Below are 13,685 nucleotides of genomic sequence, written 5' to 3' on the forward strand. Positions count from 1 at the left end.
GTTCCACCCGCTCCGGTTCCAACCAACGGCGAGATAGGGTCAGGCAGCATGTCGTCCGAACAGCGCAAGATTCGGGTGGCCGTCGTCTTCGGCGGGCGTAGCTCCGAACACGAGATCTCCTGCGTCACCGCGGGCAGCGTGCTGTCCGTCGTCGACCACGACCGCTACGAGATCGTGCCGGTCGGTATCACCCGTACGGGCAACTGGGTGCTGACCTCGGGCGACCCCGAGAGCCTGCGCATCGACGCGGGCACCCGAGCGCTGCCGTCGGTGTCCGAGGACGGCGTCGACCTCGCGCTGCCCTTCGACTCGGCGGGCCAGCTGATGGTCGTGGACCCGGTCAAGGGCCCCGAGCGCCTGGCCGGGGTGGACGTGGTGCTGCCGCTGCTGCACGGCCCCTTCGGCGAGGACGGCACCATCCAGGGGCTGTTCGAGATGATGGGCGTGCGCTACGCCGGGGCCGGGGTGTTCTCCAGCTCCGCCTCCATGGACAAGGTCTTCATGAAGGCCATGCTGCGCGGCAACGGCATCCCCACCAGCGACTTCGTGGCCATCACCGACCGCCAGTGGCGCACCGAGCGCAAGAGGGTGCTGGACGACGTGGCCGAGCTGGGCGCCACCGTGTTCGTCAAGCCCGCCCGCGCGGGCAGCAGCGTCGGCATCAGCAAGGTGGAGGACTCCTCCGACGCCGACGCGGTGGTCGCCGCGGTCGAGGCCGCCCGCGAGCACGACCCCAAGGTCCTGGTGGAGGCCCAGGTCGTGGGCCGCGAGGTGGAGTGCGGCGTGCTGGAGTCCGAGGACGGCGGCACGCCCGACGTGTCCCTCCCGGCCGAGGTGCACGTCGCCGACGGCTTCGACTTCTACGACTTCGAGGCCAAGTACCTGTCCACGAGCAGCCTGACCATCCCGGCCGAGCTCCCCGAGGAGGCCACGGCGCGTCTGCGCGCGCTGGCCGCCGAGGTGTTCGAGGCGATGGGGTGCGAGGGCCTGGCCCGAGTGGACTTCTTCTACACCGAGGACGGCGACATCCTCGTCAACGAGCTCAACACCATGCCCGGCTTCACCCCGGCGTCGGCCTTCCCGCAGATGTGGGCCGCCACCGGCGTGGACTACGCGGCCCTGGTGGAGCGGATGATCTCCACGGCGCTGCGCCGCGCCCCCGGCCTGCGGTAGCAGGGTCCCTCCCCGGGCGGGCGGCCCGAGCGTTCGCCCGACCGTGTACTCTCTGGGGTTTCTCTCCGAAAACGCGTACGCTGGAACGGTGCTCTCGTTACGCTCAGCAGCGTTCCGGATACCGCAGGGGGTACAGATGACGTGTGCTGCTCAAGAGCGGGTGGAGGAGACGAAGATGGACCTCCCGACGCTGGCTGAAAGCCTCGAACTCCCGGATGGTTACCGCACGGAGATCATCAACGGGAGCATTATCGTGTCGCCGACACCGACCTACCGGCACGCCAGGGCTGTTAGGAAGCTTGAAAGGGTTCTCTCTCACGTAGAGGAAGAGGGGCTCGACATGCTGCAGACGGCGACGGTGGAAGCCAGTGGGACCGGGGACCGCTACGTTCCCGATCTCCTGGTTATACCGACGGCTCTGGCCGAGGGCGAGGGGTGGGACGGTCCGGAGTGGATTCGGCCGGCAGAGGCGTTGGAGCTCGCGGTGGAGGTCGTCTCTCCGAGCAGTGCCCTCCACGACTGGCAGGCCAAGGCACGGGGGTACGCCAGAGCCGGAGTACCCCTCTACTTGGTCGTCGACCCCCGCAGGAGTGAGGTCGCGCTCTTCTCCGACCCCAAGGGCGACGAGTACCAGGAGGTCGCTCGCGCCGTACGGGGGGGATCGGTGAACCTCCCCAAACCCTTCGACGTCGAGATCGAGGCCTCCGCGCTGCTCACGTGAGTACGGGCACGCCCGAGTCGGGCGGCGGAAGTATCCACAGGCGGGCGACCGGGTGGTTGCCCGCCTTCTGCGTTCGCGAGGACACTGGTACACGGGGGCGGGCCCACCCGGGTAGACGGGGCCACGGAGGTCCCTCCGCGAGCGTACGCCCACCGCGACCGAGCCACCAGCCCTCCCCGCCAGCCTGTGGACGACCCCGGCTCCGGCTGGCGGAACGCTGATCGCCGCCGGTGGCGCCGGGAGGGTCCGGCTCCGGTCAGCCCTGACCGTGTCCGCCCGGGAAGGGACCGCCGGGAAGCTGCCCGTCCGGAGCGCCCGGTCCCGGCAGGGGGCCCTTGGGGTCCGGCCGGTACGGCGGGGTGGGGACCAGCTCGCGGGTGAGGAGCACCGCGCCCGCGGTGGCGGCGGGGAAGACCACGACCGCCAGGAACGGGATCGCCAACAGGAAGTACGTCGGCACCGCGTAGCCCAGCACCCGCGCCCGCCGCGTGCCCATGTGCCGGCGCCGCTCGCGGATGGTCGTCAGCCCGCGCCGGTCGAACGCGCTCGCCAGCAGCTCGACCGCCAGCAGCCACCCGCCCAGCACGGCGGCCAGCACCGGACCGACCACCTGGCCCACCAGCGGGATGAAACCGATCGCGAACACGAACACCGTCACCAGCAGGGATACCGCCACGATCGCCAGCGACTGCCGGACGGCCCGCCACATCGACGCCATCAGCGGCTCGTCGAGCTCGCCGGGGTCGTTGCCCAGCTCCTTCTCGACCAGTTCGGTGACCTTGTCGTAGATCGGCCCGCCCAGGGTCAGCGTGACCGTCGTGAACAGCACCACCATCAGCAGGAGGGACCCGGCCAGGACCGCCACGGACACGGCGCCGCGCAGCAGTCCCTGCCACAGGGGGTCCCAGCCGTCGGCGAAGGGCGTCGCCCAGTCGGCCAGGTCGGTCAGGTTCACCACCAGGAGCACGAACAGCGTCAGGAACACCAGTGACGTGATCAGGGCGGGAAGGGCGCCGAGCAGGAACAGGCGCGGTTTACGCAACAGCAGGGTGAAGCCGCGCAGGAGGGCGCCGACGCCACCGAGGAACTCACGAACAGGATTGGCCACGGGGGAACCCTAGAGGAGACCGCTCCCGCTGTCAGATCCGGGCCGGGCGCCCCCGGCCGTCATCCTCCGCGCTGGGACCGGCGCTTGAGCGTGCGCCGGTAGTCCTGGAAGCGGGCTTTGGCGATCACCGACCGGTCCGTGGTGCGCAGCACGATCCCCTCCGCCCGGCCGCCAGCGCCCCCGTCCAGCGCCACCCGGGTGCCCGGCAGGTGTTCGGCGATGAACTCCGAGGTCTCGGCGACGCCTTGGGGAAGCTTGTCGGCGGGCACGGTGGCGAGCCGGGGTGTGAGCTCGATCCCCTCGCGCTCGGCGAGCAGGGAGAGCGCGTCCTCGGGGAGGAAGCCCTGGCCCCCGCCCTCGCGCCAGGCGGAGATCTCCTGACGCTGCCGGGACAGCACCTCGGCCGTGACGGCCGCCGAGTCGAACATCCGGTACCCGACGGCGCGGTCGCCGGTGTACTCGCGGCTGGCCGCGGTGACCTTGCCCCCGTACACCTCCAGGTAGTGGACGGCGATCCCGGTCATCGGAGGGGTGATCCGGTCGGCCAGGGCGCGCAGGGCCTCGACGATGCCCAGGGCGGGGTTCCCGATCAGGTCGCCCCTGGCGTACAGCAGCTCCTCGCGGCTGCCCAGCACGTAGTCCCCGGAAGGAAAGGAGACAATACGGGCATTCGCCCCATCCACCTTCTCGGTCAACACGACGTCGCCGGTGAAGGCGGTGGCCTCCTCCAGCAGTTCCCCGTTCTTGGGGTCGAGGGTGTGGTAGGTGGGGATGCTGGGGTACTTGGTGGCGGAGTTGAGAACGGACAGGTCGAGCGCGCGCAGGTCGGGGGCGGTCATGATCACTCCAGGGGGCTCATCCGGCTCATCGGGCTCGCCCGTTCCAAACGGTCTGTCGGGGCGGCACGGTGGGACGGTATCCCAGTGCCGCCCGTCCCGTCCCCCCGTTTTCGGTCAGCCCCCCGCACGCGTGCACCGCGGACTCCGGGGGAGTACGGCCTGTCCACAGGCGCGAACCAGGGGTGGTGGTGGAGGGCCGGGCGGGGCATGCTCGTGATGGGGCTCCCGCCGGTGCCACAGCGCAGTACGCCCCCGTACCAAGGTCTGCACCGCCGTCCGCCGTCCCGAACACCGCGGCCCGGGCCTGTGGACAGGTGTGCCGGTTCCCCGGCCTCGGTCAGTCCGTGCTGACGTCGCGGTACCAGCCCTTCTGCCGGGACAGCTCCTCGTGCGTGCCCTGCTGGATCACCCGGCCGTCGCGCACCACGTAGATCCGGTCCACACGGTCCAGGCCCGTCAGGTCGTGCGTGACCAGCAGGGTGGAGTACCCCTCGGCCGCGGCCAGCAGGTCCTCCACCACCGCGTCGCGCGTGTCCGGGTCCAGGTGGGCGGTCGGCTCGTCCAGCACCAGCACCCGGGGCGCCGCCAGCAGGGCGCGGGCCAGTGCCAGCCGCTGCACCATCCCGCCGCTCAGGCCCAGGCCGTGCGTGCCCACCCGCGTGTCCAGCCCCTCGGGCATCGCCGTCACCTCGTCGGCCAGCCGCGCGCGCCGCAGTGCCTCCCACAGCTCCTCGTCCTCCGCGCCGGGCCGGGCCAGCCGCAGGTTCTCCCGCAGCGTCGAGGCGAACACGTGCGGGTCCTGCGGCACCCCCGACACCACCCCGCGCACCTCGTCGGCCGGGTAGGACGTGACGTCCTCCCCGCCGATCTCCACCAGGCCGCCGTCCGGATCGCGGAACCGCAGCAGCACCGAAGCCAGCGTGCTCTTGCCCGCGCCGCTGGGGCCGATCACCGCCACCGTCCATCCGGCGGGGATCTCCAGGTCCACCCCGTCCAGCGCCCACGGTTCGCCGGGTCCGTAGCGCACCCGCAGGTCCCGTACCCGCACCGTCGCGTCCCCGTGCGGGTCCAGGCCCGTGCGCGTGGGCGCGGCGACCGCGGGCGGGGTGTCCAGGACCCCGAACAGCCTGGCGCCGCTCGCCCGGATCGCCCCCAGCCTTGCCGCCACGGCGGGCAGCGGCGCCACGATCTCGAACGCCGCCAGCGTCACCAGCACCAGCACCGCCAGAGACACCGCGTCCAGCGTCCCGCCCGCCACGGCGGCCACACCCAGGAACAGCGCGCCCCACACGGTCAGCCCGGTGATCAGCGCGCTCGCCCCGGCGCCCAGCCCCAGGATCGCGGAGTCCCTGCGCGCCAGCCGGGTCAGCTCCTCGTCGGCCGCGTACACCCGCGCCACCTGCTGGTCCATGGCGCCGTAGGCGACCAGGTCGGGCGCCCCGTGCAGGGTGTCCACCAGGGTCGTCGACAGCTCCCCGCGCGCTCTGGCCTGGCGCCTGCCCGGTTCCCGGCCCAGCGCGGCCGCGGCCAGCGGCACCGCCAGCCCCGCCAGTAGCAGGCCCGCCGCCAGCAGCAGCCCTCCCGGGACGTACAGCGCGGTCAGGACCAGCACCGTGACACCGCCCGTCACCACCGAGACCAGGGGCGGCGTCAGGCCGCGCACCAGCAGGTCCAGGGTGGCCTCGGTGTCGTTGACCAGTCGGGACACCAGGTCGCCGGACCGGAAGCGGCCGAACGGCTCGGTCCTGGCGAGCCGCTCGTACACCCGCACCCTGACCTCGGCCAGCGTGCGGAACGCGGCGTCGTGGGTGACCAGCCGCTCCAGGTAGCGGGCCACTCCGCGGCCCACGCCCAGCGCGCGGGTGACGACCACGGCCACGCCCAGCGCGGTGATGGGCGGGTGGTCGGCGGCGGTGGCCAGCATCCACGCGGCCACGCCCAGCAGGGCCACGGCCGCGCCGGTCGCTGCGGCGCCCAGCAGCACGCCGAGCGCGAAGCGGCCCCCGCGGGGCCGGGCCAGTGCCGTCATCCGCAGCAGCGGGTCGCGGCGGCGTTCGCGCCCGGGCACCCGGAGCGTGTCGGGGGCGGCGGTGTCGGCGCTCATCGCGACACGTTCCCTTCCTGGGTCGGCAGTGGTAGCGACGCGGTCCGCAGGGTGTCCCCGAGGACGCCGCGCGCCCACCCGGTGTCGTGGGCGACGATGACGGCGGTCCGTCCCTCCAGGAGCCGGGCGACGGCCGTGCGCACCGCCGCGGCGCTCTCCGGGTCCAGGTGGGCGGTGGGCTCGTCCAGCAGGACGAGCGGGGCGTCCCGGCACAGCGCCCGCGCCAGCGCGATCCGCTGCCTCTGCCCGGCCGACAGCCGGGCGCCGCGCTCGCCGAGCCGGGTGTCGTAGCCGTCGGGGAGGGCGCGGACGAACGCGTCGGCCTCGGCCAGCCGGGCCGCCTCGCGGACCCGCTCCAGGGAGGCGTCGGGCGAGCCCAGCCGGATGTTGTCGGCCACGGACACGTCGAACAGGTAGGGGTTCTGGGGGACCCAGGCGGTGCCGAGGCGCCAGTCGTCGGCGTCGATCCCGCCGAGGGGCTCCCACCGCCCGCCCGGCGCGCGCACGCTGACGCGCCCGCGGGTGGGCTCGTTCAGCCTGAGGAGCAGTGACAGCAGGGTGGACTTGCCCGCCCCGCTGGGGCCGGTGAGCAGCAGGTGCTCCCCGGCCGCCACCTCCAGGTCCAGTCCGGACAGGGCGGGCACGTCCCGTCCTGGGTAGAGCAGTTCCACGTCCTCGAAGCGGATGTCGCCCCCGGCTGCGGGGGCGGGCCGGCCGGTCGCCGGGGCGGGGGAGGAGGGGCGGCCGGATCCCGCCGCCGGGCCCTCGGCGGTGTCGTCGGAGGCTGCGGCCCCGGTCCGCGCCGTTCCGCGTCCGCGTTCCAGCTCGGTGAACACCTGCTCGGCGGCGGACACGCCCTCCATGCTCGCGTGGAACCGGGCGCCCACCTCGCGCAGCGGCAGGTAGGCCTCCGGCGCCAGGATCAGCACCAGCAGCGCCGTCTGGTAGTCCATGTGGCCGCCCAGCAGGCGCAGGCCCACCTCCACCGCGACCAGCGCCACCGCCAGGGTGGACAGCAGCTCCAGCGCGAACGCCGACAGGAAGGCGATCCGCAGCGTCCCCATCGTCGCCCGCCGGTGGTCCTCGCCCACCCGGCGCAGGATCTCGGCCTGCGCCTTGGCCCGGCGGAACACGGCCAGGGTCGGCAGCCCCTCCACCACGTCCAGGAAGTGTCCGCCCAGACGGCTCAGCAGCTTCCACTGCCGGTCGGTGCGCTGCTGGGTGTGCATGCCGATCAGCGCCATGAACACCGGGATCAGCGGCACCGTCACCAGGATGACGATCCCCGAGATCCAGTCGGCCCAGAACACCACCCCCAGCACGGCGAGCGGCACGATCGCGGCCAGGACCAGCTGGGGCAGGTAGCGGGCGAAGTAGTCGTCGAGCGCGTCCAGGCCCCGGGTGGCCAGGGTGACCAGCTCTCCCGCCTTGGGTGAGCCCTGCTCGCCTCCGGGTTCGGCGGCCCACACCCTGCCCGACCCGGTCACGTGCGCCACCAGCCGGCGGCGCAGCTGCGACTTGGTGCGCGCGGCGCTGTGCAGCGCGGAGGTCTCGGCCACGTAGGACAGCAGGGCCCGGACCACGGCGACGGCCGCGACCGCGCCGACCACCCAGCCCAGGGTGTCCAGCCCCTCGCCCCGCCAGGCGCCGGTGACGGCGCGGGCCAGCAGCCAGGCCTGGACCAGGATCAGGCCGGTGATGAGCACTCCGCTGGCCACGGAGACGGCCAGGTGCGCGCGTACCGCGCTGGCGGTGCGCACCAGGCGCGGGTCAAGGGGCTTCATGGGTGCGGGACCTCACGACGTCGTTCGGGTCGGGTGCACGGCTGACCCGGAGTGGCTGGGGCCTTCACGGTGGCACGGTGCCGTCCCGGTCGGCCGGAGCGGGCGCGACGGCCCCAGTATCCACCGGGTGCGCCCCGCGGACCGGCCGACCCCGCGGCCCTCCTCCGGACGGGGCGGCCGGAAGCCTCCCGGGCGGGTGCGTCCGCCGGGAGGCTCCGCGGCGCGCTCAGGCTGCGGGTTCGGGGTTCCTGTCCCCGTGGTCGGTGCGGGTGACGGTCGCCCCCGTCACGGTCTCGCCGGTCACCCTCCTGCGGAACACCCAGTAGCTCCACCCCTGGTAGAGGAGCACGAGCGGCAGGAACACCACCGCCACCCACGACATCACGGTCAGCGTGTACTCGGCGGAGGAGGCGTTCGCGACGGTCAGGCTGAACGCGGGGTCGGTGGTGGAGGGCAGCACGTTCGGGAACAGCGCGGTGAACAGGGCGGCGAACGCGGTGAGGATGGTCACCGCGGTGCAGGCGAACGACCACCCCTCGCGGCGCCGCCAGGCCGCCGCGACCCCGCCCGCCAGGGCGGCGGCGGAGAGGGCGACGAGCGGCAGGGTCGTGGTCCCGTCGCCGTGGGCGAGCTGGGTCCAGGCCAGGAAGACCGAGCCCAGCGGTACCGCGGCGCACGCGGACCACAGGGCGGCCCGGCGCGCGCGGGTCCGCACCGGCCCGTCGGTCTTCAGGGTCAGGAAGATCGCCCCGTGCAGGGTGAACAGGGACAGCGTCGTCAGCCCGCCGAGCAGGGCGTAGGGGTTGAGCAGGTCGGCCACCGAGGAGGTGACCACCTGGTCCGAGCCCATGGCCACACCCCGGACGACGTTGGCGAAGATCACGCCCCACAGGAAGGCGGGCGCGGTGCTGCCCGCGAAGATCGCCCGGTCCCACCAGGCGCGCCACACGGAGCTGTCGCGCTTGCCCCGGTACTCGAACGCCACGCCGCGCAGGATCAGCGCGACGAGGATGAGGAACACCGGTGCGTAGAACCCGCTGAGCAGGGAGGCGTACCAGGCGGGGAAGGCGGCGAAGGTCGCGCCGACGGCGGTGATCAGCCACACCTCGTTGGCGTCCCAGACCGGCCCGATCGCGTTGATGGCGACCCGGCGGTCGACGGAGTCGCGCCTGCCCATGAAGGGCATGAGCGTGCCCACCCCGAAGTCGAACCCCTCCAGGACGAAGTACCCGATCCACAGGACCGAGATGGCGGTGAACCAGATGACGGCCAGTTCCATGGTCCTTGGCTCCTAGTAGCTGAAGTGCGGGATCTTGGACTCGTCCTCGTCGTCCTCCAGGTCGGGGACGAGGTGGGAGGGTCCGGCCTTGACGTACTTCAGGAGCAGGCCGACCTCGACGACGAAGAGCACCCCGTACACCGCGGTGAACCCGGCCAGGCTCGCCGCGACGGCCCCCAGGCTCACCCCGGGGGAGACGCTGGCCGCGGTGAGCAGCTCACCGTGCACGGTCCAGGGCTGGCGGCCCATCTCGGTGAGCACCCAGCCGAAGATGTTGGCGGCCAGCGCCGAGGGCAGCGCGAGCATGGCCGCGTAGTAGAACCACTTGCCGGTCGGGGTGCGCTCCCTGCCCCAGGTGAGCAGGAGGCCGAGCGCGGCCACCGCCACCCCGAACATGCCCAGGCCCATCATCAGGCGGAAGGACCAGTACACGACGAACACGTTGGGGGTGTAGTCCCCGGGGCCGTAGTACTCGTCGTAGGCCTCCTCCAGGTTGTTCATCCCGTGCACCTCGCCGTCGAACTGGCCGGTGGCGAGGAAGCTGAGCACGTTGGGGATGGTGATGTCGATGGGGTTGTAGCGCTCCTCGGTGTCGCCGACGGCCAGGGCGGAGAAGGCCGCGCCCTCCTCGGTCTCCCACAGGGCCTCGGCGGCGGCGAGCTTCATCGGCTCGTACTCGGCGGCGAGCTTGGCCTGGTGGTCGCCGGAGAAGACCACCAGGGCACCGGCTACCAGGGTGAAGACCAGGCCGACCTTGAGCGTGCCGCGGAACAGGGCGAAGTCCTTCCGGGGCGGGACCACACCGGGGACGCCGGTGTCGTTGTGGTGGCTGTTGCGCCAGAGCTTGTAGGCGCTGACCGCCACGACGAACAGCCCGGCGGTGACGAACGCGGCCGAGACGGTGTGCAGGTAGGTGGACCAGGCCTGGTCGTTGCTGAGCACGGCCCAGATGTCGGTGAGCTCGGCGCGCCCGTTCTCCTCGTTGACCGTGTAGCCCACGGGGTGCCGCATCCAGGCGTTGGCGGCGAGGATGAAGTACGCCGAGAGGTTGGTGCCGATGGCGACCGCCCAGATGCAGGCCAGGTGGACGCCCCGCGGCAGCCGGTGCCAGCCGAAGATCCACAGCCCGATGAAGGTGGACTCCAGGAAGAAGGCGAGCAGGGCCTCCATGGCCAGCGGGGCGCCGAAGACGTCGCCGACGAAGCGGGAGTACTCGCTCCAGTTCATGCCGAACTGGAACTCCTGCACGATGCCGGTGACCACGCCCATGGCGAAGTTGATGAGGAAGAGCTTGCCGAAGAACTGGGTGGCCTGCAGGTACTCGTGCCTGCCGGTGCGGTACCAGAGGGTCTGGAGCACGGCCACGATGAACGACAGCCCGATGGTCAGGGGTACGAACAGGAAGTGGTAGATCGTGGTGACACCGAACTGCCACCTCGCGAGTTCAAGGGCTTCCATACCCGCCTCTCCAAGTACCGACCGCCGGTAGTACTACAAATCGTAGTTCTACAGCGTGTCGTAGTTCCAGCGGGTCCCGCGGAAAACGGTGTTCCGTGCGTCTCGCTGGTAGGTGTGCGGGCTCTCCGGGGCGCGTCGGGGAGGGCTGTCGACGGACCTCCACCGCCGTCACCTGCGGGGAAGCCGCCCGGGAGGGAGGGGCGAGGCCGCGAGACGAGCCGTCGTGTGCGTTCGGACACACGCGCTCCGGGGCGCCTGGCGCTCCGGGTGGGGCCGGGCGCGGACGGTCGCGGGCGGGACCGGCTCGGTCCACGCGACGGCCGGGCGCGAAAGGTTCCGGACACGGCGACGGCGGCCCACCCGCGAGTGGGCCGCCGTCGCCGTGTCCGGGGAAGCGGGGTCAGTCGCCGGAGGCGCCGTCCCGGCGCTGGTCGATCATGCCCTCCATCAGGTCGATCTCCTTGAGCTGGGAGTCGGCCATCCCCTGCGCGAAGTCGGTGACCAGGTCCTCCTGGCCCAGCTCCACCTCCGCCTCGGCCATCTCGATGCCGCCCTTGTGGTGGGCGATCATCAGCTCAAGGAAGAGGAGTTCGGCCTCCTCGCCCGTGGCCTCCTCCAGGGAGACCATCTCCTCCGAGGAGGCCAGGCCCGGCATCGTGTCGGGGACCTCGCCGCCCCCGCCGCCGTGGTCGTGGCCCTCCATCCAGGCCATCGGCTCCCGCACGCCGCGCGCGTTGAGGTCCCAGGCCATCAGCCACCCCTGCATGATCCCGATCTGGGCCTGCTGGGTGCGGGCGATGTCGGTGGCCACCGTGCGCAGCTCGGGATCCTCGGTCCTCTCCAGGATGAGCATCGACATGTCCACGGCCTGGGCGTGGTGCGCGCTCATGTCGCGCAGGAACCCGGCGTCGGCGCCGGTGTCCAGCGGGTAGGACGGGCGTCCCAGCAGGTAACCCCCGCCCAGGGCCAGTACGACGAGGATCACAGTGATCCACATCGGTACCGAGCGCCAGGACACCCGCGACGGGGTCTCCTCGTCCGCCGCCCCGTCCTCCCACGGGGGCCCGTCGTCGTCCGGGACATCGCCGACGTGGTCGGCGGTCCCGGCCGCGGGACCGTTTTTCTGTTCCATAGGAACCATCCTGGTCGAATCGCCCAACTCTGGTGCCAAAGTAGAGGATAGGTAAGTCCCTAATGTCACCATCCATCCCAGGAGACCCAGTGGCCAAGAAGAAGACGGCGGAGGAGCGTCGCCGCCGCGCCGCCGAGCTGAAGGCGCAACGCCTCAAAGAGGAACGCCGCCGCAAAATCCTTACCACCACCGGTATCACGACCGCTGTGGTCCTGGTCGTGGGTTTGATCGGTTTCCTCGTCTTCATGGAGTTCCGCAGCCGCACGATCTCGGGGGTGGAGGAGTACGAGGTCGGCTCCTACGTCCACGTGGACACCGGGCAGCGCGTGAACTACGAGCAGTCCCCGCCCGTGGGCGGCGACCACTGGAACGCCTGGCAGAACTGCGGCGTCTACACCGAGCCGGTGACCCACGAGTTCGCGGTGCACTCCCTGGAGCACGGCGCGGTGTGGATCAACTACCGGCCCGACCTGCCCGAGGACCAGGTCCAGACGCTGACCGACATGTACAGCTCCGGCGACTACCTGGTGATCAGCCCCTACGCGGGTGAGCTGGACGCGCCGATCGTCGCCTCCAGCTGGGGACGCCAGATCACCGCCGAGAGCGCCGACGACGAGAACCTCCAGCGCTTCGTGCGGCTGTACGAGCGCGGCACCGACGTTCCCGAGCCGGGCGCCGCCTGCTCCGGCGGCGTGGCGGAGAACGCCGAGGAGGTCGACGCCATGCTCGGCAGCGGCGCCGGCGTGGACGCCGAGACCATGGAGGGCCCCGAGGGCGGCGACGCCGGAGCCGAGGAGGGCACCGGGGACGAGGCGTCCGACGCCCCCTCCGACGCCGCCGAGGACGAGCCGTCCGCGGAGGAGTCGGCCGGGGCGGAGAACTGACGGGACTTTCCGCCGTCACCGTGACCCCGTGATGACCGACGTGGGGCCGTCAGCGTCCGCTGGCGGCCCCACGCGCGTGTCGGCCACAGGTCGTACGGGTCGTCCACAGGCCGCGCGGGCCGCTGGTGGGCGGGCTTGGCGGGGTAAAGAGGCCGCGCCTTCGCCCGCCTCGGTGTGCCCGCGCACCGGGCCCCGTCGTCAGCGCACGCGCCCGTCCCGCCCGGCCGGGAACGCCGCCGCGCCGCGGCCGTGCCGGTGTCCGTCGGGAGGGCCCGCCGGGGACTCCCGCGCCACCGCGCCGGTCGCTCCGAGCGCGGGCGCGGACACAACCCTCTCGACGGGAGAACGCTCCCGGCCCCTCATCACGGGTGCCGGGTCACAGCTCCCCTTCGGGAAGCGCGGAGACGTGTTCGACGATCAGGTCGCTGACCGTGGACAGCGCGGCGGCGGGGGCGCCGTGGGCGGCCGGGATCGACAGCTCCACGTACGCTTCGTGGCCGATCGCCGTGTACATGGTGGGGGCGTCCTCCGGCTGCGGCAGCCACGGAACACCGTTGACCTCCTGTAGGTAGGAGGTGCTGGTCAGCGTCACCGGGCGCTCCACCCCGCAGCGCAGTCCGATGGGCGGGTCGCCCCAGGCCGCCGTGAGCTCCGAGTCGGGCCGCACCTGTGCCCGCTCCGCCCCCAGCAGGGTGTCGGGGAGCGCCGCGACGAGGTCGGCGCAGACCTCGGCGGTCGCCGCGTCCGCCTCGGGCGGCTGCATCCGCACCGTCTGCGCGCCGCAGCCCGTCGCCACCAGGGCCAGGGCCGCGACCACACCGGCGCACGCGAACCGACTCAGCACAGCAGACCCCGCTCCGGACGACGCGATGCGTCAGATGTTGACGATGGGACAGGTGAGAGTCCGGGCGATGCCGTCCAACCGCTGGATCCGGGCCACCACGAGGGTGCCCAGGGAGTCGATGTCTTCGGCGCTGGCCTGGACGATGACATCGTAGGGCCCGGTCACGTCGTGGGCCTTCTCGACCCCCTCGATGCCCCGGATGCGCCCCGCCACCTCGGCTGCCTGACCGACCTCGGTCTGGATCAGGATGTATGCCTGCACCATGAGTACTCCTTCGTGTCGCCGGTCGGAGCGGCGAGTGGTTCACGGCCGAGCCAGGGTGCGGCCGATGACGGACGGATGACAAGCGTGGGTCCGGA

General features: G+C 72.2%; 12 protein-coding genes. 3 read left to right on the plus strand and 9 right to left on the minus strand.

Features of this window, described 5'->3' with window-relative positions; all coding sequences use genetic code 11:
- The first annotated feature begins 48 nt into the window (after positions 1-48).
- Both UIS43_RS22545 and UIS43_RS22550 read left to right on the plus strand, forming a co-directional pair.
- Positions 49-1,173 carry a D-alanine--D-alanine ligase family protein gene (locus UIS43_RS22545; protein WP_013151249.1) on the plus strand — a complete coding sequence of 375 codons (1,125 nt, stop codon included), beginning with the start codon at positions 49-51 and terminating at the stop codon, positions 1,171-1,173.
- Positions 1,174-1,348: 175 nt separating this feature from the next.
- Positions 1,349-1,894: a Uma2 family endonuclease gene (locus tag UIS43_RS22550; RefSeq protein ID WP_370011620.1), complete on the plus strand. Its 546-nt coding sequence runs from the start codon at positions 1,349-1,351 to the stop codon at positions 1,892-1,894.
- Between the two features lie 256 nt (positions 1,895-2,150).
- Here UIS43_RS22550 and UIS43_RS22555 read toward each other — a convergent pair whose 3' ends face one another.
- The 7 genes from UIS43_RS22555 to UIS43_RS22585 all read right to left on the minus strand — a co-directional run bounded on the left by UIS43_RS22555 (position 2,151) and on the right by UIS43_RS22585 (position 11,598).
- Complete coding sequence (locus UIS43_RS22555; protein ID WP_071621302.1) at positions 2,151-3,002, minus strand: EI24 domain-containing protein; 852 nt, start codon at positions 3,000-3,002, stop codon at positions 2,151-2,153.
- 59 nt (positions 3,003-3,061) lie between these two features.
- The gene (locus UIS43_RS22560; protein ID WP_370011623.1) at positions 3,062-3,841 is read right to left on the minus strand and encodes an RNA ligase family protein; all 780 of its coding nucleotides are present in this window, start codon (positions 3,839-3,841) and stop codon (positions 3,062-3,064) included.
- A 337-nt stretch (positions 3,842-4,178) separates the two neighbouring features.
- Entirely contained in the window at positions 4,179-5,945 is a 1,767-nt protein-coding gene (gene cydC / locus UIS43_RS22565) for a thiol reductant ABC exporter subunit CydC (protein WP_370011625.1), read from the minus strand.
- Entirely contained in the window at positions 5,942-7,729 is a 1,788-nt protein-coding gene (gene cydD, locus UIS43_RS22570) for a thiol reductant ABC exporter subunit CydD (RefSeq protein WP_013151254.1), read from the minus strand. Before cydD ends, cydC begins: the two co-directional genes overlap by 4 nt.
- Positions 7,730-7,955: 226 nt before the next feature.
- Positions 7,956-9,008: a cytochrome d ubiquinol oxidase subunit II gene (gene cydB, locus UIS43_RS22575; protein ID WP_013151255.1), complete on the minus strand. Its 1,053-nt coding sequence runs from the start codon at positions 9,006-9,008 to the stop codon at positions 7,956-7,958.
- 12 nt (positions 9,009-9,020) lie between these two features.
- Complete coding sequence (locus UIS43_RS22580; RefSeq protein ID WP_013151256.1) at positions 9,021-10,466, minus strand: cytochrome ubiquinol oxidase subunit I; 1,446 nt, start codon at positions 10,464-10,466, stop codon at positions 9,021-9,023.
- Positions 10,467-10,866: 400 nt separating this feature from the next.
- Positions 10,867-11,598: a DUF305 domain-containing protein gene (locus UIS43_RS22585; protein ID WP_013151257.1), complete on the minus strand. Its 732-nt coding sequence runs from the start codon at positions 11,596-11,598 to the stop codon at positions 10,867-10,869.
- An 89-nt stretch (positions 11,599-11,687) separates the two neighbouring features.
- On the opposite strand from UIS43_RS22585, the gene UIS43_RS22590 reads away from it, so the two are divergent.
- Positions 11,688-12,482, plus strand: a complete 795-nt coding sequence (locus tag UIS43_RS22590; protein WP_013151258.1) for a DUF3105 domain-containing protein — start codon at positions 11,688-11,690, stop codon at positions 12,480-12,482.
- Positions 12,483-12,858: 376 nt separating this feature from the next.
- Here the strand turns inward: UIS43_RS22590 and UIS43_RS22595 are convergent, their stop codons facing one another.
- Positions 12,859-13,326, minus strand: a complete 468-nt coding sequence (locus UIS43_RS22595) for a DUF3515 domain-containing protein (RefSeq protein ID WP_370011629.1) — start codon at positions 13,324-13,326, stop codon at positions 12,859-12,861.
- 30 nt (positions 13,327-13,356) lie between these two features.
- A complete protein-coding gene (locus UIS43_RS22600; protein WP_013151260.1) occupies positions 13,357-13,590 on the minus strand; it encodes an Lrp/AsnC family transcriptional regulator in 234 nt (77 codons plus the stop codon).
- Positions 13,591-13,685: the final 95 nt, after the last annotated feature.

This window comes from Nocardiopsis sp. LDBS0036 (assembly GCF_041228755.1).
GTDB classification, from domain to species: Bacteria; Actinomycetota; Actinomycetes; order Streptosporangiales; family Streptosporangiaceae; genus Nocardiopsis; species Nocardiopsis dassonvillei.